This window comes from Paraburkholderia sp. GAS38 (assembly GCF_050434965.1).
Classification (GTDB): domain Bacteria; phylum Pseudomonadota; class Gammaproteobacteria; order Burkholderiales; family Burkholderiaceae; genus Paraburkholderia; species Paraburkholderia phenazinium_A.
This window is the reverse complement of the sequence record NZ_JBNDJO010000001.1, coordinates 736,257-762,473: the sequence shown is the minus strand read 5'-3', so window position 1 is coordinate 762,473 and position 26,217 is coordinate 736,257. Positions and strand designations below refer to the sequence as shown.

At 63.8% G+C, this 26,217-nt stretch carries 28 protein-coding genes; 18 read left to right on the top strand and 10 right to left on the bottom strand.

Annotated elements, in window-relative coordinates; all coding sequences use genetic code 11:
• Positions 1-84 precede the first annotated feature (84 nt).
• From mnmH to P3T42_RS03225, 3 genes are all read left to right on the top strand, one after another.
• On the top strand, positions 85-1,242 hold the full coding sequence (gene mnmH, locus P3T42_RS03235; RefSeq protein WP_429305153.1) for a tRNA 2-selenouridine(34) synthase MnmH: 1,158 nt from the start codon (positions 85-87) through the stop codon (positions 1,240-1,242).
• A 2-nt stretch (positions 1,243-1,244) separates the two neighbouring features.
• Positions 1,245-2,303 carry a permease gene (locus tag P3T42_RS03230; RefSeq protein ID WP_074298403.1) on the top strand — a complete coding sequence of 353 codons (1,059 nt, stop codon included), beginning with the start codon at positions 1,245-1,247 and terminating at the stop codon, positions 2,301-2,303.
• Between the two features lie 260 nt (positions 2,304-2,563).
• On the top strand, positions 2,564-2,986 hold the full coding sequence (locus P3T42_RS03225; RefSeq protein WP_074298404.1) for a hypothetical protein: 423 nt from the start codon (positions 2,564-2,566) through the stop codon (positions 2,984-2,986).
• 18 nt (positions 2,987-3,004) lie between these two features.
• Here the strand turns inward: P3T42_RS03225 and P3T42_RS03220 are convergent, their stop codons facing one another.
• Together P3T42_RS03220 and nodI are read right to left on the bottom strand one after the other, a co-directional pair.
• Complete coding sequence (locus tag P3T42_RS03220) at positions 3,005-3,832, bottom strand: ABC transporter permease (protein ID WP_429305152.1); 828 nt, start codon at positions 3,830-3,832, stop codon at positions 3,005-3,007.
• A 91-nt stretch (positions 3,833-3,923) separates the two neighbouring features.
• Positions 3,924-4,838, bottom strand: a complete 915-nt coding sequence (nodI, locus tag P3T42_RS03215; RefSeq protein WP_429305151.1) for a nodulation factor ABC transporter ATP-binding protein NodI — start codon at positions 4,836-4,838, stop codon at positions 3,924-3,926.
• 249 nt (positions 4,839-5,087) lie between these two features.
• Between nodI and P3T42_RS03210 the strand changes: the two genes are divergently transcribed.
• A complete protein-coding gene (locus P3T42_RS03210) occupies positions 5,088-5,558 on the top strand; it encodes a universal stress protein (RefSeq protein WP_074298411.1) in 471 nt (156 codons plus the stop codon).
• Positions 5,559-5,574: 16 nt separating this feature from the next.
• On the opposite strand, the gene P3T42_RS03205 is transcribed toward P3T42_RS03210, so the two are convergent.
• The 3 genes from P3T42_RS03205 to lexA all read right to left on the bottom strand — a co-directional run bounded on the left by P3T42_RS03205 (position 5,575) and on the right by lexA (position 7,348).
• Positions 5,575-6,240 carry a DUF2939 domain-containing protein gene (locus tag P3T42_RS03205; RefSeq protein WP_429305150.1) on the bottom strand — a complete coding sequence of 222 codons (666 nt, stop codon included), beginning with the start codon at positions 6,238-6,240 and terminating at the stop codon, positions 5,575-5,577.
• Between the two features lie 75 nt (positions 6,241-6,315).
• A complete protein-coding gene (locus tag P3T42_RS03200) occupies positions 6,316-6,660 on the bottom strand; it encodes a hypothetical protein (RefSeq protein ID WP_074298414.1) in 345 nt (114 codons plus the stop codon).
• Positions 6,661-6,694: 34 nt separating this feature from the next.
• The gene (lexA, locus tag P3T42_RS03195) at positions 6,695-7,348 is read right to left on the bottom strand and encodes a transcriptional repressor LexA (protein ID WP_074298416.1); all 654 of its coding nucleotides are present in this window, start codon (positions 7,346-7,348) and stop codon (positions 6,695-6,697) included.
• A 290-nt stretch (positions 7,349-7,638) separates the two neighbouring features.
• Between lexA and P3T42_RS03190 the strand changes: the two genes are divergently transcribed.
• The 6 genes from P3T42_RS03190 (at position 7,639) to P3T42_RS03165 (ending at position 13,787) form a co-directional block, all read left to right on the top strand.
• A complete protein-coding gene (locus P3T42_RS03190; RefSeq protein ID WP_074298418.1) occupies positions 7,639-8,679 on the top strand; it encodes a sulfate ABC transporter substrate-binding protein in 1,041 nt (346 codons plus the stop codon).
• A gap of 132 nt (positions 8,680-8,811) precedes the next feature.
• Positions 8,812-9,720 carry a sulfate ABC transporter permease subunit CysT gene (gene cysT / locus P3T42_RS03185; RefSeq protein ID WP_074298420.1) on the top strand — a complete coding sequence of 303 codons (909 nt, stop codon included), beginning with the start codon at positions 8,812-8,814 and terminating at the stop codon, positions 9,718-9,720.
• Complete coding sequence (cysW, locus tag P3T42_RS03180) at positions 9,717-10,670, top strand: sulfate ABC transporter permease subunit CysW (protein WP_074298422.1); 954 nt, start codon at positions 9,717-9,719, stop codon at positions 10,668-10,670. The genes cysT and cysW overlap by 4 nt, the downstream gene beginning before the upstream one ends.
• Positions 10,671-10,673: 3 nt before the next feature.
• Positions 10,674-11,732: a sulfate/molybdate ABC transporter ATP-binding protein gene (locus tag P3T42_RS03175; RefSeq protein WP_074298424.1), complete on the top strand. Its 1,059-nt coding sequence runs from the start codon at positions 10,674-10,676 to the stop codon at positions 11,730-11,732.
• 58 nt (positions 11,733-11,790) lie between these two features.
• Positions 11,791-12,717, top strand: coding sequence for a CysB family HTH-type transcriptional regulator (locus P3T42_RS03170; RefSeq protein ID WP_074298426.1), 927 nt, complete (start codon positions 11,791-11,793; stop codon positions 12,715-12,717).
• 35 nt (positions 12,718-12,752) lie between these two features.
• A complete protein-coding gene (locus P3T42_RS03165) occupies positions 12,753-13,787 on the top strand; it encodes an asparaginase (RefSeq protein WP_429305149.1) in 1,035 nt (344 codons plus the stop codon).
• Between the two features lie 405 nt (positions 13,788-14,192).
• Here P3T42_RS03165 and P3T42_RS03160 read toward each other — a convergent pair whose 3' ends face one another.
• The 3 genes from P3T42_RS03160 to gcl all read right to left on the bottom strand — a co-directional run bounded on the left by P3T42_RS03160 (position 14,193) and on the right by gcl (position 17,874).
• Entirely contained in the window at positions 14,193-15,101 is a 909-nt protein-coding gene (locus P3T42_RS03160) for a 2-hydroxy-3-oxopropionate reductase (RefSeq protein WP_429305148.1), read from the bottom strand.
• A 57-nt stretch (positions 15,102-15,158) separates the two neighbouring features.
• Positions 15,159-15,968 (bottom strand): 2-oxo-tetronate isomerase, encoded by an 810-nt coding sequence (gene otnI / locus P3T42_RS03155; RefSeq protein ID WP_074298430.1) that lies wholly within the window; start codon positions 15,966-15,968, stop codon positions 15,159-15,161.
• Between the two features lie 130 nt (positions 15,969-16,098).
• Positions 16,099-17,874, bottom strand: a complete 1,776-nt coding sequence (gene gcl, locus P3T42_RS03150) for a glyoxylate carboligase (RefSeq protein WP_074298435.1) — start codon at positions 17,872-17,874, stop codon at positions 16,099-16,101.
• 208 nt (positions 17,875-18,082) lie between these two features.
• Between gcl and P3T42_RS03145 the strand changes: the two genes are divergently transcribed.
• The 8 genes from P3T42_RS03145 to P3T42_RS03110 all read left to right on the top strand — a co-directional run bounded on the left by P3T42_RS03145 (position 18,083) and on the right by P3T42_RS03110 (position 23,904).
• On the top strand, positions 18,083-18,997 hold the full coding sequence (locus tag P3T42_RS03145) for a LysR substrate-binding domain-containing protein (RefSeq protein WP_429305147.1): 915 nt from the start codon (positions 18,083-18,085) through the stop codon (positions 18,995-18,997).
• A 167-nt stretch (positions 18,998-19,164) separates the two neighbouring features.
• A complete protein-coding gene (gene rpsF, locus P3T42_RS03140) occupies positions 19,165-19,539 on the top strand; it encodes a 30S ribosomal protein S6 (RefSeq protein WP_074298439.1) in 375 nt (124 codons plus the stop codon).
• 39 nt (positions 19,540-19,578) lie between these two features.
• A complete protein-coding gene (priB, locus tag P3T42_RS03135) occupies positions 19,579-19,878 on the top strand; it encodes a primosomal replication protein N (RefSeq protein WP_074298441.1) in 300 nt (99 codons plus the stop codon).
• Positions 19,879-19,880: 2 nt separating this feature from the next.
• On the top strand, positions 19,881-20,156 hold the full coding sequence (gene rpsR, locus P3T42_RS03130) for a 30S ribosomal protein S18 (RefSeq protein WP_074264854.1): 276 nt from the start codon (positions 19,881-19,883) through the stop codon (positions 20,154-20,156).
• A gap of 28 nt (positions 20,157-20,184) precedes the next feature.
• Positions 20,185-20,637, top strand: a complete 453-nt coding sequence (gene rplI / locus P3T42_RS03125; RefSeq protein ID WP_074298444.1) for a 50S ribosomal protein L9 — start codon at positions 20,185-20,187, stop codon at positions 20,635-20,637.
• Positions 20,638-20,764: 127 nt separating this feature from the next.
• Complete coding sequence (locus tag P3T42_RS03120) at positions 20,765-22,150, top strand: replicative DNA helicase (RefSeq protein WP_074298446.1); 1,386 nt, start codon at positions 20,765-20,767, stop codon at positions 22,148-22,150.
• Between the two features lie 117 nt (positions 22,151-22,267).
• A complete protein-coding gene (locus P3T42_RS03115) occupies positions 22,268-22,894 on the top strand; it encodes a DUF47 domain-containing protein (RefSeq protein WP_074298448.1) in 627 nt (208 codons plus the stop codon).
• Positions 22,894-23,904, top strand: a complete 1,011-nt coding sequence (locus P3T42_RS03110; protein ID WP_074298450.1) for an inorganic phosphate transporter — start codon at positions 22,894-22,896, stop codon at positions 23,902-23,904. The genes P3T42_RS03115 and P3T42_RS03110 overlap by 1 nt, the downstream gene beginning before the upstream one ends.
• Positions 23,905-23,939: 35 nt before the next feature.
• Here the strand turns inward: P3T42_RS03110 and P3T42_RS03105 are convergent, their stop codons facing one another.
• Positions 23,940-24,746 carry an SDR family NAD(P)-dependent oxidoreductase gene (locus P3T42_RS03105; RefSeq protein WP_074298453.1) on the bottom strand — a complete coding sequence of 269 codons (807 nt, stop codon included), beginning with the start codon at positions 24,744-24,746 and terminating at the stop codon, positions 23,940-23,942.
• A gap of 151 nt (positions 24,747-24,897) precedes the next feature.
• Positions 24,898-26,010 carry an NlpC/P60 family protein gene (locus tag P3T42_RS03100; protein ID WP_429305146.1) on the bottom strand — a complete coding sequence of 371 codons (1,113 nt, stop codon included), beginning with the start codon at positions 26,008-26,010 and terminating at the stop codon, positions 24,898-24,900.
• Between the last annotated feature and the right edge of the window lie 207 nt (positions 26,011-26,217).

Below are 26,217 nucleotides of genomic sequence, written 5' to 3'. Positions count from 1 at the left end.
CCATAATTCGGCTTAACCGCTGTCACCGTTCCGTTCATTCCGGCTATTTCATTCGAAAGCAGCCTTTCTTCGTGCGTCGTCCCCTTGAAAAACCTGCTGGTGTCCCTCGATCAACTGACGCGCTTCGACGAGATCGTCGACGTGCGCACGCCGCTCGAGTTTGCCGAAGATCACATTCCCGGTGCGATCAACGCGCCGGTGCTGAGCAACGAGGAGCGTGTGATCGTCGGCACCATGTACAAACAGGTGTCACCCTTCGAGGCGACGCGGGTCGGCGCGGCGATGGTGGCGCGCAATATCGCGCAGCACCTCGAGACCACCTTCGCCGGGCGTCCGCGCAACTGGCGTCCGCTGATCTATTGCTGGCGCGGCGGCAAGCGCTCCGGTTCGATGACGACGTGGCTCAACCTGATCGGCTGGCAGGCGCGTCAGCTCGACGGCGGCTACAAGGCTTACCGGGGCTCTGTGGTCACCGCGCTCGCGAGTTTGCCGGGCCAGTTCGACTATGTCGCGCTGATCGGCCATACCGGGAGCGGCAAGACCCGGCTCTTGCAGGCGTTGCGCGAGGCGGGCGCCCAGGTGCTCGATCTGGAGGCGCTGGCCTGCCATCGAGGCTCGCTGCTCGGCGCGTTGCCGGATCAGCCGCAACCGGCGCAAAAAGCCTTCGATACGGCGCTGATCGGCGCGTTGTCGCACTTCGACGTGCGGCGTCCGGTGTTCGTCGAAGCGGAGAGCCGGCGCATCGGCGCGATCACGTTGCCGCAGACGCTGCTCGAGCGTTTTCACGGCGGCGCCTGTGTGGAAGTCGAAGCCACGCACGCCGAGCGCATCACGTTTTTGCTGCAGGACTATGCGCATCTGTTCGACCAGCCGGATTCGTTCAAGCATCAGCTCGAGCGTTTGATCGGACTGCATAGCCGCGAACAGGTAAAGCATTGGCAGCAGTTGATCGACGCAGGCAGCAGTGCGCCTGGCCCAGACGGCGTGCACGAAGCAGACGCCGCGGCGGCGCGTGCCGAACTGTTCGGCGAACTGATCGAGCGGCACTACGATCCCGCGTATCAGCGCAGCAGCCGGCAGCATTTCAGCCGCCTGGGCGAGGCGCTGCGTTTCAGTTTCAGGCCAAACGCGGCCGACAGCGTCGAGCAGGCCGCGGCGCTGCTGGCGAGTCTTGCGCAGGCAGAGGGGCCGGTAGACGCCTCCTGCCCCGAAGTCCGAGTTTCAAACTCCAAAAGATCATAACGATGAACACCACACGCCAGACTCAACCCGCAGCCGGATGGCTGATCTTTCTGCTGGTCGCCGTCGCCGGCCTTTTTTATGTGAAGTGGTTTCCGTACTACCACCGCGCCTTCACGGCCGCTGAGACGCATTCGATCGGCAAGTCGATCCTGATGGGGACCGACGCGAGCCCGCCCGCCCCGTCGCTGGCGGCCGCGCTCGGTTATGCGCTGGCCTACGGCAAGGCGATCTGGCAGGCAATGGTGCTGGGTCTCGTGCTCGGTTCGGCCGTACAGGTCCTGTTGCCCGTGCAATGGATCGCCCGGGTGCTCGGCAAGACCAGCTTCGGCAGCGTCGCGGCCGGCGGCCTGCTGGCGATTCCCGGCATGATGTGCACCTGCTGCGCGGCGCCGGTGGTGGTCGGCTTGCGGCAGCGGCAGGCCTCGCCGGGCGGGGCGATTGCCTTCTGGCTCGGCAACTCGGTGCTCAATCCGGCCACGCTCGTATTTATGGGTTTCGTGCTCGGCTGGAACTGGGCAGCACTGCGCCTCGTGCTGGGCGTGCTGATGGTGTTCGGTCTGGGCTACCTGGTGAACCGGCTCGTCACCCCTAAGGAGGCGGAGGCCGCCGACGCGCAACTGGCGCAGCTTGCTGCACTGCAGGAGCAGGCGCGCGGCAACGCGTTCGTCCGCTGGCTCAGTCTGTTTGCCCGCATGGCGGCGCGCCTGATTCCCGAATACATCGTGCTGATCCTGCTGCTCGGCGCGGCGCGCGCGTGGCTGTTTCCGCACGTCGGCCCGGAGATCGGCAACCAGTTTGGCTGGATCGTGGCGCTGGCGGTCGCCGGCATGCTGTTTGTGATCCCCACCGCGGGCGAGGTGCCGATCATTCAGGCCATGCTCTCGCTCGGCATGGGCGTCGGTCCCGCCGGCGCGCTGCTGATGACCCTGCCGCCGATCAGCGTGCCATCGCTGGCAATGCTGGCCCGCTCGTTCCGGCCGCGTCTCCTGACGCTGGTGGCGGTGTCGGTGGTGCTGTTCGGGGTGGTGAGCGGCGGACTGGCCGTCGCGCTCGGCTTCTGAAGCGGTGCACGGCATCTGTGAGCTGGACCGCCTCGCCTGAGAAATCTCGCTGCCAGTTGTCGAATCACGACCTAAACTGGGGAACTGGGGGCGTCGGGATCGAACGGCTGTCACGTTCGACGCGGCTGGGATGCCCACCAGTGGTACGATTCAGCCCGAAAAAAATCACAGGCGGCGTGCCCCTTTGCAGGTTGGGTACAGGCGACACCGGTTTAGGCGAGCCGCCGCATACACTCGAGCGATTGCAATCAGGAAATCGAATGGCGCAACAAAAGACAAATCCGAAACTTGAACAGGCGCTGACGCGCGGGGACCTCGCGATCCGCCAGGCGAACTCGGCGCGGGCCACTGCGCTGCTGCGCGCCCTGGGCAAAATGATCATTGAAGCCTCGGCGACGATCGGCGTGGAAGCCTTCACGCTGATCCCCGACGGCGATCGCATCTACGATCCCGCCGACGGTCTGTGGCCACAGGAACTGCTGGTGTCGCTCGACGGCCCGGTGGAAGAGTCCGATCCCGACGAGGTGCGTACGGTACGCCTGATTGCCGACGATCCGGGCACGCTGTTTCGCGTCGAATGGCAGCGCGCGGACGGCAAGGTCGGGCGTCAGGAAGGCGGCCCGTTCGCGACGGTCGCGTTCATCTCCGACGTCGATATTCCCTGGACGGATGACGAGGACTGAGCACGCTCCCGCTGCGCCTTAACGCATCATCCGGCGGCGGAACAGCACGGCCGCGATGCAGAACGGCACGACCACATAGGCGACCAGCACGGCGACGTGCAGCGCTACGTGGTCGAGCGGCCGGCCGAGCATTGCCGGCCGGATCAGATCGACCGCATTCGCGAGCGGCAGCACCTGCGTCACGTGCCGGGCGATGGGCGGCAACTGCGCGATCGGAAAGAACACGCCGGAGAGCAGCAGCATCGGCGTGAGTACAAGCGTCTGATAGAACATGAAGAAATCGTACGACGGCGCGAGTGCCGTCACGATCATCGCCACACTGGCAAACGCGAGTCCGGTCAGCGCGATGACGGGCAGCGCCAGCAGCATCGACGGGAAGTTTGCATAGCCGAGCGCACCGGCCACCAGCATGATGGCCACGCCGGACAGCATCGACTTGCTGCCTGCCCACATCACTTCGCCGAGCACGATATCGCCCAACGTCAGCGGCGTGTGCATGATGCCTTCCCACGTGCGCTGCACGTGCATGCGCGAAAACCCCGAATACATCGCTTCGAAACTGGCCGACATCATCACGCTCGAGGCCACCGTGCCGGCGGCGAGAAAGGCGATATACGACACGCCGTCGACATGCCCGACCATCAGGCCCATGCCGAAGCCCAGCCCGAACAGATAGATCATCGGATCGGCGAGGTTGCCGAACATCGACGCCAGCGCCAGCTTGCGCCACACCAGATAATTGCGGCGCCACACGGCGATCCAGTTGACGGCATTGGCCGGCAGGGCGGCGAACGGCTCGCTGGCCGGGGCGGCCTGGCTGGGGGTGTCGTAGGTGCGTGCGTCCATGGCGGGTGGGTGTCGAGGCAGGCTGGGTTTGGGGTGCGGTTTCAGGCGTGGATGCGTGGTTGTGCTTGCGGTTGGGTGTGCCGTGGCGCCGCTAGTCCTGCATTTCGCGGCCCGTGAGCCGCAGGAACACGTCTTCAAGATTGGCTGGCCGGTGCAGATAGCGCAGATCCGAGCGTTCCTTGAGGCGCGCATGCACCGGTTCCGCGTCGGTGACGTAGCAGAACAGCGTCTCGCCGCTAATCTCGGTGCGTTCCGCGAGCGGCGCCAGTTCGTCGCGCAAGGCGAGCGGATCCGGTCCGTAGATTTCAATCACGTCGCAGCCGATCTCCGAGGCGATCAGTTCATTCGGCGCGCCCTCCGCGATCTTTCGTCCTTCCTCGATCACGCATAGACGGTGACAGAGCCGCTCCGCTTCTTCCATGAAGTGCGTGGTCAAAAGAATGGTTTTGCCGCGCACGAGCAGCGAGCGCAGCCGCTCCCAGATCAGATGGCGCGCTTGCGGGTCGAGCCCGGTGGTGGGCTCGTCGAGGATCAGCACGTCCGGGTCGTTGACGAGCGCGCGGGCCAGCGTCAAACGCCGCTTCATGCCGCCGGACAGTTCGCCGACCCGCGCATCCGCCTTGCTTTCGAGGCGGGCGAATTCGAGCAGTGACGGCACCATGGCGCGGGCCTGCGCCGCGCTCAGGCCGAAGTAGCGGCCGAACACCAGCAGGTTCTCGCGCACCGTGAAGTCCGGATCGAGATTGTCGAACTGCGGCACCACGCCGACACGCGCCCGCGCGAACCGGGCGCGCGCCGGAATCGGCTCGCCGCACAGGCGGATCGTGCCGGCGTCCGGCGCCGCAATGCCGAGCAGCATACGCAGCGTCGTGGTCTTGCCGGCGCCGTTCGGGCCGAGCAGGCCAAAACACTCGCCTCGCCGGACGTGGAACGACAGACCGTCGACGACGGTCTTACCGGCATAGCGCTTGTGGACTTGCAGGAATTCGATGGCGGCTTCAGACATGGGTCGATAGGGATTCCGAAAGACGTGAACGGCCGGTAAGGCTGCCCATTCTAGGGCATTGGCGCCTTGCTGTTGGCATCCGTGCACTGCCGGGGTGCGGTTCTTGCGCTGCGGCATGACGTGCGAAGCGGCTGTCATGCAACGGGTGTCGCGTTGATGCTTAATTAGCGTTTTCCATCCCTTGCAAGCTGAATTGCGGCGCACCATGATTCAGGACAGAACCGCGATCAACGCGGTAGGGAGAACCACATGGCGAGCTACCAGAAAATCCTGCTGTGCTACGACGGCTCGCGCGAAGGCCGCAAGGCACTGCGTTGCGGCGCCGATCTGGCGCTGGACCTCAAGGCGGAAACGCATCTGTTGTCGGTCGTGGACATGCGCTCGAGCATCGCGCAGAGCGCAGGGCTATTGACCGACGTGGCCTGCGGCAGCTTCGAGAAGACCGCCCGCGACATCCTCCAGGAAGGCGTGGACTGGCTCACCGAGCGCGGTGTGACGGCGCAAGGCCACTTTGCGTTCGGCCATCCGATCGACGAAATCGCCAACCTCGCCAACGATCTGCAAGTGGATCTCGTGGTGGTCGGCCATCGCTGCCGCACTGGCCTGTCGCGCTGGTGGATGGGGGCGGGCAATACGCCTTTACTCGACCGGATTTCGTGCAGCATCCTGGTGGCGTGCTCGTCGGTGCAGGAGCAGCAGCAAGCGGCCGCTGCGGCCTGATTCGTTCAGTTGGCGTTTAGTTGGCGTTCAGATCGACCGCCGCGAGCTTCCACGAAAATAGCCCTTCGCGTCGCAGAATCGCGGCATAGCGCGCGTCGCCGACGCCATGCTGATACGTCACGGCGAATTCGTTGATGCCGCGATAGCCGGCCGTGGTTTGCGGCGGCTGCGGCGGCGCGGCGGTGGTTGCTGTGGCCGGCGCTGTGGCGGCCGGCGCAGGCACTGTAGGCGCCGGCGTTGAATCCGCCGCGCCGGTGCCGGGCGCATGGCTCGCCAGATCCGGCGGCGCAGGCGGACGTTGGGTGAGATCGCCGCGTGGCGGCATGCCGTTCAGCAGCGCAGCCACGCCATCCGGCGTGGCATAGGCGTCCACTAACGGACCAATCAACGCCACGCCGATCATTGCCCCAATGGCCGCAAGCGGATTGCCGTTCGCCCGCGCTTCGAGCCGACGCGTCAGCAAGCCCGAAACCTGTTCCTTCAGGCTTTCGCGTAACGCCGGATAGTCCACGTACTCGCTGACGGTCTGCGCATCACGCGCGTCGGCCGCGCGCTTCAGACGATCGAGCGCGAGGTAGGGCGACGCATAGCCATACCCCAGCACGGCGACGATCACGATCACAACCAGAACAACGATCAACGGCCGGACAAAGCCGCGTTTTGCAGGTGTTGAAACAGCCATCGGACGAGATTCTCCGTTAGAGGGGATCTAACGTGGACCGCAACCGCGGCAAAACGATCCCCCACACGCACGCCCTTACTCGAACAGCGCGTTCTGCAAGCCGGCGCGTTCTTCGGCGATGCAACGGTCGATCATCCGGCACACTGCGTCGACGGTGCCGACCATAATGAGCCGCGACGGCCCGTGGTAGACCCGCACCGGCGCGCGCCGGGCCGGTTCCGCCGTATTCAGCCCCGAATTCAGCGACACCCGTGCGAAGGCCGGCAGCGCCGACGGCAAGGTTGAGGTGCGCGGCTCCTCCACGTCGAATAACGAAGCCGTGGCACTGGATGCCTCGATCGGTGCGCAGGGCACCAGGCTGCGCAAGTGGCGCAGGCGACCGAACTGGCGGAAGGGCAGCAGGCGGGCAAGGCGTTCCATGAGTCTCTCCAGGCTTGATTCAGGGCAGCAGGGTTCAGAATTCGGTGGGGCGGATCAGCCCCACCGCAATGCCTTCCAATGCGAATTCCGCACTGCCGGCCTGAACGAAGATGTTGTCGTAATCGGGGTTCTCGGCGATCAGCTCGATACCGTTCGGCCGCCGCTTGAGACGCTTGACCGTCACGTCGTCGCCGAGTCGCGCAACGATGATCTGGCCGTCTTTTGCTTCGCTTTTCTTCTGCACGGCGAGCAGGTCGCCGTCGAAGATGCCGGCGTCCCGCATGGACAGCCCGCGTACCTTCAGCAGATAGTCCGGCTTGCTCGAAAACAGCGCCGGGTCGCAGGCGTAATGCTGCGAGATGTGTTCCTGCGCGAGGATCGGGCTACCTGCGGCCACCCGGCCGATCAGGGGCAGCGACAACTGCATGATGCTGGCGTGCGGCAGCGTGAACTGGTGCGGCGCGTCGTCATTACCGGCCAGCAGCAGCCGGATGCCGCGCGAAGCGCCCGCCGCGAGTTCGATCACGCCCTTGCGGGCCAGCGCCCGCAGGTGCTCCTCCGCCGAGTTGGCCGAGCTGAAACCCAGTTCGGCGGCGATCTCCGCGCGGGTGGGCGGAAAGCCGGTGCGTTCGATAGCCCGGCGGATCAGATCGAAAACTTCTTGCTGTCGTGCGGTGAGTTTGGTCATGGCGCCACTGTATGGATAGACAGGTGACTGTATTTTTATACAGTATTCGGCGCAATTCAAGCTTTACTTTAAGTTCGTGTCCCTGGGTGTCGTTGTGGCGTCGCTTTGGGGCGTCTTAACGGCCGTTTTCGTGCCGCAACGCCACGTCTGGCTGTCATTACCACTTTTGAGTATTAAAAAATGAAGAAACATTATTTTTAATGATGAAAGCCCTTCGATAGACTGGCCTCCACTCGCTGCATAGAACACGGGACGCGCAGTCCCAACCAACCACGACGCGGAGAAGCTGGATGATCGATCAGGGCACGGGGCTCGCAGGCAAGACCAGGAAACTCATCACGGTGCTGGCGCTGGGCGCCGCAGCGGCACTCGGCCTGGTGGCCCAGACGGCTGCAGCGGACACGACGCTGCTCAACGTGTCCTATGACCCGACACGCGAGCTGTACCAGCAGGTCAACCAGGCATTCGGCAAGGAATGGAAGGCGCAGACCGGCGAGACCGTCACCTTCAAGCAGTCGCACGGCGGCTCGGGCGCGCAGGCGCGCTCGGTGCTCGACGGCCTGCAGGCGGACGTCGTCACGCTCGCACTCGCTTACGACATCGACGCGCTCGCCAGCAAGGGCATCGTCGACAAGAACTGGCAAAAGCGCCTGCCGGACAACGCGGCGCCGTACACCTCGACCATCGTGTTTCTGGTGCGCAAGGGCAACCCGAAACACATCAAGGACTGGGACGACCTGGTGAAGCCGGGCGTGTCGATCGTCACGCCGAACCCGAAGACCTCGGGCGGCGCGCGCTGGAACTATCTGGCGGCCTGGGCCTACGCCGAGCATCAGCCGGGCGGCAACGACCAGAAAGCCAAGGACTTCGTCTCGAAGCTCTATAAGAACGCCGGCGTGCTCGACTCGGGCGCGCGGGGGGCGACCACGAGCTTCGTGCAGCGCGGTATCGGCGATGTGCTGATTGCGTGGGAGAACGAAGCATTCCTGTCGTTGAAGGAATTCGGTCCGGACAAGTTCGAGATCGTGGTGCCGTCGGTGAGCATTCTGGCCGAGCCGCCGGTGGCGGTGGTCGACAAGGTGGTGGACAGGCACGGCACCCGCAAGCTGGCCGAGGCGTATCTGAACTTCCTGTATAGCGAGCAGGGCCAGGAGATCGCCGCGGAGAACTTCTACCGTCCGCGTTCGGACAAGGTGCCGGCGGCTTTGACCGCGAAGTTTCCGAAGCTGAAGCTGTACACGGTGGACGACTCGTTCGGCGGCTGGGCGAATGCGCAGAAGACGCACTTTGCGGATGGCGGCGTGTTCGATTCGATCTACTCGCCGCAGTAAAGCGCAATCCGCAGGACGCAATCCGGCACGCCACATGTGGCGTGCCTTTTGTTCACGTGTTTAGGCCACGTATCGGCGACGTGTTGGGCCGACAGTGGCCGCCGTGGTTTTCACCCTGAAAGAGCATTCCGCATGACGACGTTGACCTTCCGCAAGCCCAGCGCGTTACCCGGCTTCGGCCTGACGCTCGGCATCACGGTGGCGTATCTGAGCCTCGTGGTGCTGATTCCGCTCGCGGCGACCTTTCTCAAGACGGCTTCGCTCGACTGGGCCCAGTTCGTGCGCGCGGTCGCCTCGCCGCGCGTGCTGGCCTCGTACCGGCTGACGTTTTTCTCGGCGCTCGGCGGCGCGCTGATCAACGCGGTGTTCGGCTTTCTGGTCGCCTGGGTGCTGGTGCGCTATAAGTTTCCGTTCAAGCGTCTGGTGGACGCCGTCGTCGATCTGCCGTTTGCGTTGCCCACCTCGGTGGCGGGCATTTCGCTCGCGGCGGTGTATGCGGGCAACGGCTGGATCGGCCAGTTTCTCGAGCCGCTCGGCATCAAGATCGCGTTTACGCCGGCCGGCGTGCTGGTGGCGTTGACCTTTATCGGCTTGCCGTTCGTGGTGCGCACTGTGCAGCCGGTGCTGGAAGAATTCGAACGCGAGCAGGAAGAGGCTGCGGCGTGCCTCGGCGCATCGCGCTGGCTGACGTTTCGCCGCGTCGTGTTGCCCGCGGTATTGCCGGCGCTGCTGACCGGTTTCGCGTTGGCCTTCGCGCGGGCGCTGGGCGAATACGGCTCGGTGATTTTCATTGCCGGCAACGTGCCGATGAAATCGGAGATCACTTCGCTGCTCATCATCACCAAGCTCGAACAGTACGACTATGCCGGGGCCACCGCGCTCGCCGTCGTGATGCTGGTGGTGTCGTTCCTGATGCTGCTTTTGATCAACACGCTGCAGTGGTATCTGCAGCGTCGCACGCGCCGCGGCGCGGCCGCGCCGGCGCTGCCCATTGCGACCGCCGCAACGGTTACGACAGGCACCGCAGGAGGTCTGCAATGAGCCACGATTCCGCTGCGCTGCCGCCGCCGCTGCCGCCTGTACAGCGCGCCGCTTCGAACGCGGCCCGCCGCGCCGATCCCGTCACCGAACCACGCCTCGTGCGCTGGGTGTTGACGGGGATCGCGCTGTTGTTTCTCGCGCTGTTTCTGGTGGTGCCGCTCATCGCGGTGTTCTATCAGGCGCTGAGCAAAGGCGTGGGCTTCTATTTCGAAGCGCTTGCCGATCCCGACGCCGTTTCCGCCATCAAGCTGACGCTGCTGACCGCCGCGATCGCCGTGCCCTTGAACCTGGTGTTCGGGCTCGCCGCGTCCTGGTGCATCGCGAAGTTCGAATTCAAGGGCAAGGCGCTGCTGACCACGCTGATCGACCTGCCGTTCTCCGTCTCGCCGGTGGTCTCCGGTCTCGTCTATGTGCTGCTGTTCGGCGCGCAAGGCTGGTTCGGCCCGTGGCTGCAGGATCACAACGTGCAGATCATCTTCGCGGTGCCGGGCATCGTGCTCGCGACGATCTTCGTGACGTTCCCGTTCGTCGCGCGTGAGCTGATTCCGCTGATGCAGGCCCAGGGTAACGATGAAGAGGAAGCCGCTCACGTGCTCGGCGCATCCGGCTGGCAGACGTTCCGCCGCGTCACCTTGCCGAACGTCAAGTGGGGCCTGCTGTACGGCGTGATCCTGTGCAACGCGCGGGCAATGGGCGAGTTCGGCGCGGTCTCGGTAGTCTCGGGCCATATTCGCGGCCAGACGGACACGATCCCGCTGCATGTCGAAATCCTCTACAACGAATACAACTTCTCGGCGGCGTTTGCCGTGGCCTCGTTGCTTGCGCTGCTCGCGCTCGTGACGCTCGGCCTCAAGCTGCTTGCCGAGCGTCATCTGTCCGCGGAACTGGCGGCTGCGCGCGACGTGCCCGCGCATGCCGGTCCCGCCACCTCGCAGCCGACTGGAGCGTAATCAATGGGCATCACCGTTCGTAACCTGCAAAAGCGCTTCGGCGATTTCACCGCGCTCGATAACGTCTCGCTCGACTTTCCGCCGGGCGAACTGGTGGCGCTGCTCGGACCGTCGGGTTGTGGCAAGACCACGCTGTTGCGCGTGATTGCCGGCCTCGAATATGCGGACTCGGGTCAGGTCGTGTTACAAGGACAGGATGTCGCGACGGTGGGCGCACGCGAACGCCAGGTCGGTTTCGTGTTTCAGCATTACGCGCTGTTCCGTCATATGACCGTGTTCGAGAACGTCGCCTTCGGCCTGCGTGTGAAACCGCGCAAGGAGCGGCCGTCGGAGGCGGTGATCCGCGAGAAGGTGCATGAGTTGCTGAAGCTCGTGCAACTGGACTGGCTGGCGCAACGCTATCCGTCGGAACTGTCGGGCGGGCAGCGGCAGCGGATTGCATTGGCGCGTGCGCTCGCCGTCGAGCCCAAGGTGTTGCTGCTGGACGAACCGTTCGGCGCGCTGGACGCGAAGGTCCGCAAGGAACTGCGCAGCTGGTTGCGCCGCCTGCACGACGATCTGCATATTTCGACGATCTTCGTGACGCACGACCAGGAAGAAGCGCTCGAGGTGGCCGACCGCATCGTCGTATTGAATCGCGGCCATGTGGAGCAGGTGGGCAGTCCGCAGGACGTGTACGATCATCCGCAGACCTCGTTTGTCTACGAGTTTCTCGGCGCGGCCAACCGGCTGCACGGCAAGGTGGATCAACACGGTTTCGTGGTGGACGGCGCCGCGTTGCCGGTGGTGGCGACGGCCGGTTTCGAAGGCCCGGCGTTCGCGTATGTGCGTCCGCATGACCTGCAACTGTATCCGCAAGCCTCGGGTCATCGCGACGGCATCGTGGTCGATGTGCGGCGTGTCGTGACGCTGGGCGGTTCGGTGCGCGTCGAACTCGCCGGGCGCGAAGGCAACGTACTCGAAGCGGAACTGGATCGCGAAGCGTGGCGGGCGCTGCAACTGGCGGTCGGCGACGGCGTGACGGCGGTGCCGCGCGCGTTGCGCGTCTTTCCGGCGCATTGAAACAGCCCGGTTAACCTATATTGCATAACTTGAGTCTGGCTGAACCGGAGACATACAGATGAACTTTCAGCAACTACGCTTTGTGCGCGAGGCCGTGCGCCAGAACATGAACCTGACCGAAGTCGCGAACGTGCTGTACACGTCGCAGTCGGGCGTGTCCAAACAGATCAAGGACCTCGAGGACGAACTCGGCGTCGATATCTTCATCCGTCGCGGCAAGCGTCTCACCGGCTTGACCGAGCCGGGCAAGGCGGTGCATCAGTTGATCGAACGGATGCTGCTCGACGCGGAAAACCTGCGCCGCGTCGCACGCCAGTATGCGGACCAGGACAGTGGTCACCTCGTGGTGGCCACCACCCACACGCAGGCGCGCTACGCCTTGCCCAAGGTGATCCGCCAGTTCACCGAGGTGTTTCCGAAGGTCCATCTGGCGCTGCGCCAGGGCAGTCCGCAGCAGATCGCGCAGATGATCATCAACGGCGAAGCGGATATCGGCATCTCGACCGAAGCGCTCGACCGCTTCCCGGACATCGTCACGTTCCCGTGCTATTCGTGGCACCACGTGGTGGTGGTGCCGAAGGGCCATCCGCTGGTGGGCCGCGAGAACCTGACGCTCGATGAGATCGCCGAGTTTCCGATCGTGACCTACGATCAGGATTTCACCGGCCGCTCGCATATCGACCAGGCGTTCGCCAAGGCGGGGGCGCTGCCCGACGTCGTGCTGACCGCCATCGACGCGGACGTGATCAAGACCTACGTCGAACTCGGCATGGGCATTGGCGTGGTGGCGGCGATGGCCTACGATCCGAAGCGCGATACGGAACTGGTCGCGCTCGATACGCAGCATCTGTTCGAGGCGAGCACGACTCGCGTCGGCTTGCGTAAGGGCGCGTTCCTGCGGGCCTATGCGTATCGTCTGCTGGAAATGTTCGCACCGCAGCTGAAGGAAGCGGATATCGCCGCCCAGTTGCGCGCAGTGGATTGATGGCGGCGGGCGGCGCATCGCTTACAATCGCCGCCATGAATACTTTGACTTCCTCCTCTTCGGGAACGCCGGCGGCGCATGCGCTGCCGCGTATCGCCGTGCTGGCGACGGGCGGCACGATTGCCGGCTCCGCCGCCGATGTCACCAATACTTCCGGTTATCAGGCCGGCGTGGTCGGCGTCGACCGTTTGCTCGAGGCGGTGCCCGCGCTGTCGGGCGTTGCGCAGATCCAGCCTGAGCAGATTGCCAGCATCGATAGCAAGGACATGGCGCTCGCGCTCTGGACCACGCTCGCGCAACGCGTCAACGCGCTGCTGGCAAGCGACGAGATCGACGGCGTGGTGATTACCCACGGCACCGATACGCTCGAAGAAACCGCCTACCTGCTGCATCTGACCGTCAAAGGGACCAAGCCGGTCGTGCTGACCGCGTCGATGCGGCCCTCGTCGGCGCTCTCCGCGGATGGCCCGCTGAATCTGCTCAATGCCGTGACGGTCGCCGCCAGCGCGGCGGCGCACGGGCAGGGCGTGCTGGTCGCGTTCAACAACCGCATTCATAGCGCGCGCGACGTCGTCAAGACCAGCACCTACGCGGTCGATGCGTTCCAGTCTCTGGAAATCGGCGCGCTGGGCTGGGTGCAGGACGGTCGCGTCGAATTCCAGCGTAAGGTCGTGCGTCCGCATACCGTCGATACGGAATTTGTGATCGGCGCCAAGTGGCCCAATGTCGAGATCGTCACGAGTTATGCGGGGGCTTCGCGGATCGCCGTCGATGCGCTGGTGGCGGCGGGCGTGCGCGGCATCGTCGTGGCCGGCACGGGCAACGGTTCGATCCATGCGTCGGTGCAACAGGCGCTTGCCGATGCCGTGACGCAGGGCGTGGTGGTGGTGCGTTCGTCGCGGGTCGGCTCGGGCCATGTGATGCGCAACGGCGCGGCGCCGGACGATGCGCTCGGCTTTGTCACGGCCGGTTCGCTCAATGCGTACAAGGCGCGCGTGCTGCTGATGCTGGCCCTCGCGGCCGGCGGCACGGGAGCGGTGGCGCTGCAGGCGATCTTCGATAAGTACTGAGCGGGCAGGGCGCGTGCGTCGTCTGGCGCGCGCCGGCGGGGCTGCTTGATGTGGATGTGATAAAAAAACGCGGCGATAGGGGCACACTGCCCTTATCGCCGCGTTGTGATTTGATGCCGTGCAATCCGACAGCCGGACACCCGACGACGACGTCTGACCGACCAAGGCTTCCCCGGCGTCGCCGGGTGCCGCTGCGGACCCCACTTGCCGCTCTCAGCCCAGAGCGGCACGATTTGTCCGATACGTTGCGCGTGCCGCGCACCGCATCGGACGCCCCACCTGCCGGTTGCCGTAAAGCTCACGGCAACCGATGTTGTTGCTACTGGGCACGCCCCCAACCGGTCGCGACGTTTGCGCCGTATGGCTACGGCTCCAGGGGCGGCCCAGTGATCTCACGCGATCGCCTTAAGCGGCCTTCGCTTCCTTACCCGGCGCCTGAGCCACTTCGAAGTTCGCCATGATTTCCAGCGCACGCACCATCGCGGAGTGGTCCCATGCCTTGCCGCCGTTCGCCGCACACACGCTGAACAGTTGCTGCGCGCTCGCCGTATGCGGCAGGGCGATGCCGAGCTTGCGCGCGCCGTCGAGCGCGAGGTTCAGGTCCTTCTGGTGCAGTTCGATGCGGAAGCCCGGATCGAAGGTGCGCTTGGTCATGCGCTCGCCGTGCACTTCAAGAATCCGCGACGAAGCGAAACCACCCATCAGCGCCTTGCGGACGCGCTCCGGATCGGCGCCCGAACGCGCGGCGAACAGCAGCGCCTCGGCCACCGCCTCGATGTTCAGCGCGACGATGATCTGGTTCGCCACCTTGCAGGTCTGGCCCGCGCCGTTCTCGCCGATCAGCGAGATGTTCTTGCCCATCAGTTCGAACAGCGGTTTGGCGAGTGCGAAGGCTTTTTCCGGACCGCCGACCATGATTGTCAGCGACGCTTCGCGTGCGCCGACTTCGCCGCCCGAGACCGGCGCGTCGAGGTAGTCGGCGCCGAGCGCGTTGATCTTCTTCGCGAAGGCTTGCGTGTCGAGCGGGGAGATCGAGCTCATGTCGATCACCAGCTTGCCTTGCGTCAGACCCTTGGCGACGCCGTCGTCGGCGAACAGCACGTTGGCGACGTCAGGGGTGTCCGGCACCATGATGATGACGATGTCGGCAGCTTGCGCAACAGCCGTCGAGTTCGCCACCACCGTGGTGGTCTTGCTGAGATCTTCCGGCACCGGATACGCGCCGTTCACGATCAGCGAGTGACCGCCCTTGATGAGGTTGCGCGCCATGTGCGCGCCCATGATGCCGAGGCCGATAAAACCGATCTTTGCCATGTGTCTATGTCTCCAGTGGGTTGGGGTAGAGAGTCGTTAGGAGAGCGAGTCGATCGCTCAGGCGGCCACGTGCGCCGCGCCGCGTGCCTGGCCGGCCACGCGCTGCACCCAGTCGAGACCTTCGGTAGTCGTCGTGCGCGGCTTGTATTCGCAGCCGATGTAGCCGTCGTAGCCGAGCGAGTCGAGCAGGTTGAACAGGAACGGGTAGTTGATTTCGCCCGTGCCCGGTTCGTTGCGGCCCGGGTTGTCGGCCAGCTGGATGTGCGCGATCGACGCCAGGTTCTTCCTGATGGTGGCGGCAAGCTCGCCTTCCATCCGTTGCATGTGATAGATGTCGTACTGCAGGAACAGATTGTCCGAGCCGACGGCGCGGATCACATCGAGCCCTTCGGACGAACGGTTCAGCGCAAAGCCGGGGATGTCGTACGAATTGCACGGCTCGACCAGCAGCTTGATGCCTTCTTTCTTCAGCGCGGCGCAAGCGAAGCGCAGGTTGTCGACGATCGTCGCGTGAGCGCGGCCGGCATCGACGCCCGGGCCGGGAATGCCGACGAGGCAGTTCAGTTGCGGTACTTTGAGCGCCTTGGCGTATTCGATCGCGCGGCCGACGCCTTCCTGGAACTCGCCGACGCGATCCGGCAGGCAGGCGATGCCGCGCTCGCCGGCTTCCCAGTTGCCCGCGGGCAGGTTGTGCAGCACGAGCTTCAGGCGATTCTGCTGCAGACGCTCGGCCAGCTCGGCGATCTGATACGGATAGGGGAAGAGGAATTCGACGGCGTTAAAGCCCGCGTCCGCTGCGGCCACGAAGCGGTCGAGGAACGGGACTTCGTTGAACAGCATGGTGAGATTGGCTGCAAATTTCGGCATGGTGCTGGGGTCTCGCTGGTCGGTCAATGAAACAACTTCGCTCGGGCGGTGCGGTGCGAACTACGCACTGAACCGCCCGGTCGATCGGGTCAAACTAGGCAGGTCAACTAAACAGGCCGACTGGGTGGACTCAGTCGAGCATGCTGATGGCGCTCGGCGCATCTTCGCGCTTCGCCGCCAGTTCTTCGAACTCGTTGATGGCGTCGATTTCCGTGCCCATCGAAATGTTGGTCACGCGCTCGAGAATCACTTCGACGATCACCGGCACGTTGAACTCGGAGAGCATCGACTGCGCCTTTTGCAGCGCCGGCTTCAGCTCTTCCGGCTTGAACACGCGGATCGCCTTGCAGCCGAGGCCTTCGGCCACGGCCACGTGATCGACGCCATAGCCGTTCACTTCCGGCGCGTTGATGTTGTCGAACGCGAGCTGCACGCAGAAGTCCATGTCGAACGCGCGCTGCGCCTGGCGGATCAACCCGAGGTACGAGTTGTTCACCACCACATGCACGTACGGCAGCTTGAATTGCGCCCCGACCGCGAGTTCTTCGATCATGAACTGGAAGTCGTAGTCGCCGGACAACGCCACGATAGGACGTTGCGGGTCCGCGGCACGCACACCGAGCGCAGCCGGAATCGTCCAGCCGAGCGGGCCCGCCTGGCCGCAGTTGATCCAGTTGCGGGCCTTGTAGACGTGCAGGAACTGTGCACCGGCGATCTGCGACAAACCGATCGTGCTCACGTAGCACGTATCGCGGCCGAACACCTGGTTCATCTCTTCGTAGACGCGTTGCGGCTTGATCGGCACGTTGTCGAAGTGCGTCTTGCGTTGCAGCGTGCGCTTGCGTTGCTGGCAGTCCGCAACCCACGCGCTGCGGTCCTTCAGCTTGCCGGCGGCCTTCCATTCCTTGGCCACTTCGACGAACAGTTCGAGCGCGGCCTTCGCGTCCGAGACGATGCCGAGGTCCGGTCCGAACACACGGCCGATCTGCGTCGGCTCGATGTCCACATGCACGAACTTACGGCCCTTGGTATAAACCTCGACGCTGCCCGTATGACGGTTGGCCCAGCGGTTGCCGATGCCGAGCACGAAGTCGGAGGCGAGCATCGTCGCGTTGCCGTAGCGGTGCGACGTCTGCAGGCCGACCATGCCGGCCATCAGCGGGTGATCGTCGGGAATCGCGCCCCACGACATCAGCGTCGGAATCACCGGCACGCCGATCGTTTCCGCGAATTCCACCAGCAGGTCTTCCGCGGCGGCGTTCAGCACGCCGCCACCGGAGACGATCAGCGGCTTGTCCGAATCGTTGAGCAGTGTGAGCGCGGCTTCGATCTGCTTGCGGCTTGCCTTCGGCTTGTAGACCGGCAGCGGTTCATAGGTGTCGATATCGAATTCGATTTCGGCGAGCTGCACGTCGATCGGCAGGTCGATCAGCACCGGACCCGGGCGGCCCGAGCGCATCAGATGAAAGGCCTGCTGGAAGACGCGCGGCACCAGCGCCGGTTCGCGCACGGTGACGGCCCACTTGGTGACGGGCTTGGCGATCGATTCGATATCGACGGCCTGGAAGTCTTCCTTGTACAGACGCGCACGCGGCGCCTGGCCCGTGATAGCCAGAATAGGAATCGAGTCGGCCTGAGCGGAGTACAAACCGGTGATCATGTCGGTACCGGCGGGACCGGACGTGCCGATACACACGCCGATGTTGCCCGGCTGAGCCCGCGTATAGCCTTCGGCCATATGCGAAGCGCCTTCGACGTGGCGCGCCAGCACGTGGCTGATGTTGCCTGCCTTGCGCATGGCCGAGTAGAACGGGTTGATGGCGGCGCCCGGCACACCGAAGGCGGTATCGATGCCTTCTTTTTCGAGCACCAGCACCGCTGCGTCGACGGCTCTCATCTTGGCCATGAATGTCTCCTGAATGTCTGTGAATGCGGATCGAGGGGGTTGAGATGGACTTTAGGCCTCACCGAAAGGTTTGATAAGATCAGTGCGGGTCGCTTATTTCGAAACAAAAAGTATGGAATGACGACGAACGCAGGACGGTTGCAACCCGCTTGCGTGGGGCCGGAGTAAGCGCTGAAGCGCTAACTGCGCTCGACAATGGAGACAAGACGTGGACCGCTTCAAGCAGATCGAAACCTTCGTGCGCGTCGCCGACGCCGGCAGTCTGGCCGCCGCGGCGCTGGAGGAGGGCGTGTCGCCGGTGATCCTCGGACGGCGTATCGACGCGCTGGAAAAGCGCCTCGGCGTCAAGCTGATGTACCGCTCGACGCGCCGTCTGGTGGTGAGCGAAGAGGGCGCCGCGTTTCTGGAGCGTTGCCGCGGCCTGCTCTCGGAGTGGGATCAGGCGGAAAACGAACTGGCCGCGGGCCGCCGGGCGGTGAGCGGGCATCTGATCGTGTCGGCGCCGGCCGCCTTCGGCCGCAAGCACGTCGCGCCCCTCGCGCCGTCATTTCTTGCCGACAAGCCTGAATTGCAACTGTCGTTCAATCTGACCGACCGGGTCGTGGACCTGGTGCGCGAAGGCTACGACCTCTCGATTCGCATCGGCGGCGCGGTCGATCCGAATTTTGTGGCCGTGAAGCTGGCCTCGAACCGGCGCGTGGTGTGCGGCACACCGGCGTATTTCCGCCAATACGGCAAGCCGAAGACGCTCGAAGACCTGCCGCAGCACAACTGCCTCGCCTTCAACCTGCAAGGGGGCCAGAACCGCGGCTGGTACTTCCGGCGCAACGGCAAGCTGGCGACGGTGCGGGTCGGCGGCACGCTTGACTGCAACGACGGCGAATTGCTGCACCGCTGGGTGTCGGAGGGGCTGGGGCTCGGCTGGCGTTCGACCTGGGAAATCCAGCAGCAGCTCGCGCGCGGCGAGCTGGAAACGGTGCTCGACGAATTCGCGCTGCCGGACTACGACATCCTCGCGGTCTACCCGCAGCAGCGTTACGTGCCGGCCAAGGTGCGCTACTTCATCGACTATCTGAAAGAGGCCTACGCCAGCAAGGATTACTGGAACCGCAGCACGTATTAGGGGCGCCCGCCGCCGCCAAGGGGCTAAACCCTTGAAAACACACCCGAATCAGGCGCCCGATTAACGGGATGGCTTGCAACCCGTCCCCATTCGGGCTACAATATTCGGCTTCTCACTTGCCACACCGGTCCAGACGCCCGGGTGGCTTTAATCCACAAGGAGTGTGTATGCGTCATTATGAAATCGTCTTTATTGTGCATCCCGATCAGAGCGAGCAAGTGCCCGCCATGATCGAGCGCTACAAGACCACGATCACGTCGCACGGTGGCCAGATCCACCGTATCGAAGACTGGGGCCGTCGCCAACTGGCCTATCCGATCGAGAAACTCGCGAAGGCTCACTACGTCTGCCTGAACATCGAATGCGACCAAACCACGCTCGACGAGCTGGAACACGCATTCAAGTTCAATGACGCGGTTCTGCGTCACCTGATCGTCAAGATGAAGAAGGCCGAAACCGGCCCGTCGCCGATGATGAAGGAAGTGCAGCGCGAAGAAGCCAAGAAGGCAGCTGCTACGCAGCCGTCCGAAGCGCAGGCTTAAGACACACTATTTAAGCTACCAGGCTAAAGCGTCGCTCTCGTGAATCGGCTGCAACTCACAGCCAGCGTCGTCGAACGCGAACCGGTGCGGTACACCCCCGCCGGCGTTCCGATCGCAAGCTGTACGTTGCAACACCGCACCGAAGTCGTCGAAGCCGGCATTGCCCGGCAAGTTGAACTGACGATGCCGGCGGTGGCGGCCGGCGAGGCGAGCGGCAAGCTGGAAAACTGTGCGATGGGCGTCGAAACGCTCTTCACCGGTTTCCTGGCAAAGAAAAGCCGCAACGCAAGAACCCTGGTATTTCACATCACAGCATTGCAGGACATTGGAAAGGACTGAACATGCCCCGCCCGACTGGTAAGAAATTCGACAAGCGTCGTCAGCAACAAAATCCGCTCTTCAAGCGCAAGAAGTTCTGCCGTTTCACGGCAGCCGGTGTCGACCAGATCGACTACAAAGACATCGAAACGCTGAAGGACTTCATCGGCGAGAACGGCAAGATCACGCCGGCGCGTCTCACGGGTACGAAGTCGCACTATCAACGCCAGCTGGATACGGCAATCAAGCGCGCTCGTTTCCTCGCGCTGGTGCCGTACACCGACCAGCACAAGGCCTAACCCGACGACGCGACAAGGAGCAATCAGAATGCAAGTTATTCTTCTGGAAAAAGTCGTCAACCTGGGCAACCTGGGCGACATCGTCAAGGTGAAGGACGGTTACGCACGTAACTTCCTGATCCCGAACAAGCATGCACGCCGCGCAACGAAAGACGCTATCGCTGAATTCGAAGTCCGCCGCGCAGAACTGGAAAAGGTTGCCGCTGAAAAGCTGGCAGCAGCTCAGGCTCAAGGCGAAAAGCTGGCAGGCTCGACGGTTCAGATCAGCCAGAAGGCTGGCGTCGACGGCCGTCTGTTCGGCTCGGTGACGAACGCCGACATCGCTGACGCACTGGTCAAGCAAGGCTTCGCAGTGGAAAAGGCGCAAGTGCGTCTGCCGGAAGGCCCGCTGAAGCTGGTCGGCGACCACGCTGTGCAAATCTCGCTGCACACCGACGTCCTCGTCGACGTGACGGTGTCGGTGCTGGGCGAACACGTCTAAGCATCATCGCAGTAGCATTTGCCAGGTAGTCTGACTGGCGAAGGGCAGGGGCCGGGTGACCGGCCCCTGCCTTTTTTGTTGGCCGGTTTGTACCCGATGGGTACCATTTGCCCGATAATTCCATCCCATGAACGCACCGTCCAAAGACCCCCAAATCGAGTCGCTGAAAGTCCCGCCGCATTCAATTGAGGCCGAGCAATCGGTGCTGGGCGGGCTGCTGCTCGACAACGCCGCGTGGGACCGCATTGCCGACTTCCTGTCGCAAAGCGACTTTTATCGCTATGACCACCGCATCATCTTCGAACACATCGGCAAGCTGATCGCGGCAACGCGTCCGGCCGACGTGATCACGGTCTACGAGGCGCTCGGCACCTCGGGCAAGGCGGAAGAGGTCGGCGGGCTGGCGTACCTGAACGCGCTGGCGCAAAACACGCCGAGCGCGGCGAATATCCGCCGTTACGCGGAAATCGTGCGCGATCGCGCCGTGTTGCGGCGTCTGGTGTCCGTGGCCGACGAAATTTCGGCCGACGCCTTCAATCCGCAGGGCAAGGAAGTCCGCCAGTTGCTGGACGAGGCCGAATCGAAAGTGTTTTCGATCGCCGAAGACGGCGCGCGCGGCACACAAGGCTTTCTGGAAATCGGGCCTTTGCTGACCCAGGTGGTCGAGCGGATCGACACGCTGTACCACACCGCCAATCCGAGCGACGTGACCGGCACGCCGACGGGCTTCGTCGACCTGGACCGGATGACCTCCGGCATGCACGGCGGCGAACTGATCATCGTGGCGGGCCGTCCGTCGATGGGTAAAACGGCGTTCTCGATGAATATCGGCGAGTACGTCGCCGTCGAATACGGTTTGCCGGTCGCGGTGTTCTCCATGGAAATGCCGGGCACCCAGCTCACCATGCGTATGCTCGGCTCCGTGGGCCGGCTCGACCAGCACCGCATGCGCACGGGCCGCCTGACCGACGAGGATTGGCCGAAGCTGACGCACGCCGTGCAGAAGATGAGCGAAGCGCAAATCTTCATCGACGAAACCGGCGGTCTGAATCCGATGGAACTGCGCTCGCGGGCGCGCCGGCTGTCGCGCCAGTGCGGCAAGCTGGGCCTGATCATCATCGACTATTTGCAGCTGATGAGCGGGTCGTCATCCGGCGAAAACCGCGCCACCGAAATCTCGGAAATCTCGCGTTCGCTCAAGAGTCTCGCCAAGGAACTCGACGTGCCGGTGATCGCGTTGTCGCAGTTGAACCGGGGCCTGGAACAGCGTCCGAACAAGCGTCCGATCATGTCGGACCTGCGCGAATCGGGCGCTATCGAGCAGGATGCCGACGTGATCCTGTTCATCTACCGCGACGAGGTCTACAACCCGGACAGTCCTGATAAGGGCACCGCGGAAATCATCATCGGTAAGCAGCGTAACGGTCCGATCGGTCCCGTTCGACTCACGTTCCACGGTCAATTCACGAAGTTCGATAATTTTGCCGGCGCGCAGAATTTCTACGCCGAGTAAAGCCTTATGTGAAAGCGCTGTTGTAACGGTGCTTTCAAAAGTGCGACGGTATCCCGGTAACGGTACAATATTGCGGTTTTATGTCAGTCATGACGTGACCAAAATTCCGGGATCCCAATGTTCGGTCGATTCATGCCCACCGAGGGCAAGTTCTTTGAAATTTTTAATGAGCACGCAAAGTGCATCGTCTCGGCGAGCCACGAACTCGAGCTGCTGATCGACAATCTGCAGGACGCCGAGACCCATAAGCAGAACGTGCAGAAAGCCGAAAAAGCCGCTGACAAGCTCACGCACGAAACCATCGACCTGCTGCACAAGACGTTCATCACGCCGCTCGACCGCGACGAAATCCACAAGCTGATCACCACCATGGACGACATCCTCGACCTGATGGAGGACGTCGCCACCGCCATTTCGCTGTACGACGTGCAGACGGTGACCTCCGAGGCGAGTCAACTGGCGCATATCTGCACAGCTACGTCCGAGCGCGTGCAGTTCGCCGTCGGCCTGCTGTCGGACATGAAGCAGGCTAGCCAGATCCTGAAGGCGTGCGAGGACATCGACCGGCTCGAGTCCGAAGCCGACCGCGTGCTGCGCTCGGCCATGTCGAAGCTCTTCCGCGAGGAAGACAACGTCAAGACGCTGATCAAGCTGAAGGCGATCTACGAACTGCTCGAGACTATCACCGACAAATGTGAGGACGTCGCGAACATCATCGAAGGCATCGTGCTGGAAAACGCCTAATGCAATCGATTCAACTTGCCATCTGGGCTGTTGCCCTCCTGGTCGCCGTGTCGCTGGTGTTCGACTTCATGAACGGTTTTCACGACGCGGCGAATTCGATCGCCACGGTTGTGTCGACCGGCGTCCTCAAGCCGCAGCAGGCGGTCGCCTTCGCGGCGGCGTTCAACGTCGTGGCCTATTTCGTGTTCCACCTGAAAGTCGCGCAGACGGTCGGCAAAGGCACGATCGACCCGGCCATCGTCGATCACTACGTGATCTTCGGCGCGCTGGTGGGCGCGATCGGCTGGAATATCGTGACGTGGCACTACGGCATTCCGTCCAGTTCGTCGCATGCGCTGATTGGCGGCCTGGTGGGCGCGGCGCTCGCCAAATCGGGCTGGCACTCGCTGAACTTCGACGGCCTGATGAAGACGGTTGCGTTTATCTTCATCTCGCCGCTGCTCGGCTTCGTGCTCGGCTCGTTCTTCATGCTGGCGGTCTCGTGGATCTACTTCCGCACGCCACCCAGCAAGGTAGACCGGCGTTTCCGACGTCTGCAGCTGATTTCCGCCGGCCTGTACAGCCTCGGGCACGGCGGCAACGACGCGCAGAAGACCATCGGCATTATCTGGATGCTGCTGATTGCGACGGGCTACGCATCGTCGATCGCGGATGCGCCGCCGCTGTGGGTGATCGGCGGCTGCTATCTGTCCATGGGCCTGGGCACGCTGTTCGGCGGCTGGCGCATCGTGCGTACGATGGGCCAGAAGATCACCAAGCTCAAGCCGGTCGGCGGCTTTTGTGCGGAGTCGGGCGGGGCGATCACGCTGTTTATCGCCTCCTTCCTCGGCATTCCGGTCTCCACCACCCACACGATTACCGGCGCCATCGTCGGCGTGGGCGCGACGCAGAAGCTGAGCGCCGTGCGCTGGGGCGTGGCCGGCAATATCGTCTGGGCGTGGATTTTGACGATTCCGGCTTCGGCCGTGCTGGCCGCGGCGGGCTGGTGGCTCGGCCACCACTTCCTGTAACTTCCGCGGCCTTTTAACGTGCCGGCGCGCTGCCTTTAAATGAGCGGCGCGCTGCCACCGTCCATCGGGACGATCGCGCCCGTCACATAGCTCGCGCGCCGGCTCGCCAGAAACAGGGCGACGTCGGCAATTTCCTCAGGCTTGGCGTAGCGCCCGAGCGGCACCTTGGCCTGACCGCGCGCCAGCGCTTCCTTGGTGTCGATGCCTTGCTGGCCGGCTTCCAGCTTCAACGCTTCCTCGACGCGCTCCGTCAAGGTCGCGCCCGGATTGATCGCGTTGATGCGGATGCCATAGCGCGCGTAGTAATGCGCGAGCCCGACGGTCGCCAGCATCAGCGCGGCATTGGCGGCGCCGCCGGCAATGTGGATGTCGCTCGCCACCTTGCCGCCCATGCCGATGATGTTGACGATCGTGCCCGGTTCGGCGGCTTCGCCGGACTTCACCCGCTCCGCCATGCGGCGCAGCACTTCCTGCTGCGGGTAAATGTACGGGAAGTATTTGGCCTCCATGGTGGCCCTGAAGGCGGCGGCGTCGAGCGTTTCCGGATCGTAGCGGCGGGCGGCGCCCGCGCTGTTGATCAGCACGTCGATCGGGCCGACGGCGGTGCTCACTTCCTCGACGATATCGGCGGCGCCATGCGGCTCGTGCAGGTCGGCGCGCGTCAGGTGGACGTGCAGGCCTTCGCTTGCCAGTTGCTCGCGGGCGCGGGCGAGATTCGCCGGATCGCGCGAGACGATCGCCACCTTCGCGCCTTCGGCCGCGAATGCGCGGGCGCAGGCCAGGCCGATTCCTTTGCTGCCGCCCGTGACGAGCACGACTTTGTCTTTCAGTCCAAGATCCATGTTGAGCACCTGCCGTCGAAGGAATATCGGGGACGATAGCAGATAGCATAGTCGCGCGTATTCGCGGGTGCATTCGAACACGGCCGGGACCTGGGTAAGGGCGGAGCAACTGCGGGGTGACGGTGGGGCGAGGGCCGACCGCAACCTTCGCTCAGAAGTTGCCGTTCGCGAAGTGTGCGATCGGGTCGTCGCTGGACTGCGTGGGGGCGGGCGTGGCACGCGAGTTGGTCGACGCGCGCATGATCTGCACGCCGCCGCTCGATGAGACGGCCTGCTGTTCCTGCCGAACCGCGACGGAGGCGGGCGGAGGTGGTTCGAAAGCGTCGGCGGCGGCATCGATCGGGTCCGGCGCGCGGTCGACGCTCGCCGGCGCCACGGCACCCGCTTCACGCGCCTGCATCTGCGCGGCGCTCATCGCGGGAGGCGGCGGCTCGAAGGCATCTGCGGACGCACCCACCGGCTGAGGCGTGGGCTGTACGGCAGTCGTCGTCAGCGGCGCACGCATCGTGGCAGCAACACGCTGCGGTTGGGATTGCTGCTGCGAAGAAGGCGCAATCACAGGCTCAGCCGCTGCATACGCCGGCTGTGACTCGGCTACCGGTTGCTGCGCCGGAATCACAACAGCGGTACCCGCATAGGACGCTTGCGGCTCCGCCGGCACCACCTTCTCAGGCGGGTTCGATGCCTGATAGGTCGGCGTCTCGAACGGCGTCGTCGGCGCATGAGTCGGCGCAGCCACGCGCCGGATACCATCGAAATGCTTGGCCCAATACGGATTGGTCAGATAGTCGATGCGAACCGTGCCGCCCGTCGACGGGGCATTGACGAAACGCAGCTTGCCCACATAAATGCCGACGTGCGAGTGAGGGCGTCCCGTCGTGTTGAAGAAGATCAGATCGCCGGGCGCCACTTCGTCCGGCTCGACCGACTCGCCGCTGCCGCTCATATCGGCGGTTGTGCGCGGCAGATTCACCGAGGCCGCGCGCGCCACGACATAGCGAACCAGGCCGCTGCAATCGAAGCCGCTATCGGGCGTATTCCCCCCCCAACGGTATGGGATGCCCACGAGGCTCATCGCCTGAATGGAGATTTCCTCGCGTCCGATGCTGTGATCGACGAAGTTCGGGAAGCCGGGCGGGGTGGTGCGATACGCGCCGTTGGACGCCGACGAATAGCCGCTCGAGCTGCGCGAAACCCGCTGCGGCTCGCTGGAGCAGGCGGCGAGCAGCAGAAGGATCAGCAGCGAAAAGCCAAGTCGGCGCATGAAGACAAGGCGAGCGTAAACACTCGCTTAAGGCGGGCGATGTCGCGATGGTAGCCCGTCCACCGTGGCGTGGGCAAGAAAAGTTGATAAATTACTTGAAGTTTACGCGCTAAGTGTTGCACGACCGGAACGCGCAAGCGGACCTTTCTCCCCTCCCCGAAGCGTGCGCGCAGACGGAAAAAAGCCGCGTCCGGTGTGACCCGGGCG

What these genes read in the sequence shown, in the direction of transcription:
- P3T42_RS03230 (WP_074298403.1), top strand. Translation starts at nt 1,245, where the DNA reads ATGAACACCACACGCCAGACTCAACCCGCAGCCGGATGGCTGATCTTT.
- P3T42_RS03225 (WP_074298404.1), top strand. Translation starts at nt 2,564, where the DNA reads ATGGCGCAACAAAAGACAAATCCGAAACTTGAACAGGCGCTGACGCGC.
- P3T42_RS03220 (WP_429305152.1), bottom strand. Translation starts at nt 3,832, where the DNA reads ATGGACGCACGCACCTACGACACCCCCAGCCAGGCCGCCCCGGCCAGC.
- nodI (WP_429305151.1), bottom strand. Translation starts at nt 4,838, where the DNA reads ATGTCTGAAGCCGCCATCGAATTCCTGCAAGTCCACAAGCGCTATGCC.
- P3T42_RS03210 (WP_074298411.1), top strand. Translation starts at nt 5,088, where the DNA reads ATGGCGAGCTACCAGAAAATCCTGCTGTGCTACGACGGCTCGCGCGAA.
- P3T42_RS03205 (WP_429305150.1), bottom strand. Translation starts at nt 6,240, where the DNA reads ATGGCTGTTTCAACACCTGCAAAACGCGGCTTTGTCCGGCCGTTGATC.
- P3T42_RS03200 (WP_074298414.1), bottom strand. Translation starts at nt 6,660, where the DNA reads ATGGAACGCCTTGCCCGCCTGCTGCCCTTCCGCCAGTTCGGTCGCCTG.
- lexA (WP_074298416.1), bottom strand. Translation starts at nt 7,348, where the DNA reads ATGACCAAACTCACCGCACGACAGCAAGAAGTTTTCGATCTGATCCGC.
- P3T42_RS03190 (WP_074298418.1), top strand. Translation starts at nt 7,639, where the DNA reads ATGATCGATCAGGGCACGGGGCTCGCAGGCAAGACCAGGAAACTCATC.
- cysT (WP_074298420.1), top strand. Translation starts at nt 8,812, where the DNA reads ATGACGACGTTGACCTTCCGCAAGCCCAGCGCGTTACCCGGCTTCGGC.
- cysW (WP_074298422.1), top strand. Translation starts at nt 9,717, where the DNA reads ATGAGCCACGATTCCGCTGCGCTGCCGCCGCCGCTGCCGCCTGTACAG.
- P3T42_RS03175 (WP_074298424.1), top strand. Translation starts at nt 10,674, where the DNA reads ATGGGCATCACCGTTCGTAACCTGCAAAAGCGCTTCGGCGATTTCACC.
- P3T42_RS03170 (WP_074298426.1), top strand. Translation starts at nt 11,791, where the DNA reads ATGAACTTTCAGCAACTACGCTTTGTGCGCGAGGCCGTGCGCCAGAAC.
- P3T42_RS03165 (WP_429305149.1), top strand. Translation starts at nt 12,753, where the DNA reads ATGAATACTTTGACTTCCTCCTCTTCGGGAACGCCGGCGGCGCATGCG.
- P3T42_RS03160 (WP_429305148.1), bottom strand. Translation starts at nt 15,101, where the DNA reads ATGGCAAAGATCGGTTTTATCGGCCTCGGCATCATGGGCGCGCACATG.
- otnI (WP_074298430.1), bottom strand. Translation starts at nt 15,968, where the DNA reads ATGCCGAAATTTGCAGCCAATCTCACCATGCTGTTCAACGAAGTCCCG.
- gcl (WP_074298435.1), bottom strand. Translation starts at nt 17,874, where the DNA reads ATGGCCAAGATGAGAGCCGTCGACGCAGCGGTGCTGGTGCTCGAAAAA.
- rpsF (WP_074298439.1), top strand. Translation starts at nt 19,165, where the DNA reads ATGCGTCATTATGAAATCGTCTTTATTGTGCATCCCGATCAGAGCGAG.
- rpsR (WP_074264854.1), top strand. Translation starts at nt 19,881, where the DNA reads ATGCCCCGCCCGACTGGTAAGAAATTCGACAAGCGTCGTCAGCAACAA.
- rplI (WP_074298444.1), top strand. Translation starts at nt 20,185, where the DNA reads ATGCAAGTTATTCTTCTGGAAAAAGTCGTCAACCTGGGCAACCTGGGC.
- P3T42_RS03120 (WP_074298446.1), top strand. Translation starts at nt 20,765, where the DNA reads ATGAACGCACCGTCCAAAGACCCCCAAATCGAGTCGCTGAAAGTCCCG.
- P3T42_RS03115 (WP_074298448.1), top strand. Translation starts at nt 22,268, where the DNA reads ATGTTCGGTCGATTCATGCCCACCGAGGGCAAGTTCTTTGAAATTTTT.
- P3T42_RS03110 (WP_074298450.1), top strand. Translation starts at nt 22,894, where the DNA reads ATGCAATCGATTCAACTTGCCATCTGGGCTGTTGCCCTCCTGGTCGCC.
- P3T42_RS03105 (WP_074298453.1), bottom strand. Translation starts at nt 24,746, where the DNA reads ATGGATCTTGGACTGAAAGACAAAGTCGTGCTCGTCACGGGCGGCAGC.
- P3T42_RS03100 (WP_429305146.1), bottom strand. Translation starts at nt 26,010, where the DNA reads ATGCGCCGACTTGGCTTTTCGCTGCTGATCCTTCTGCTGCTCGCCGCC.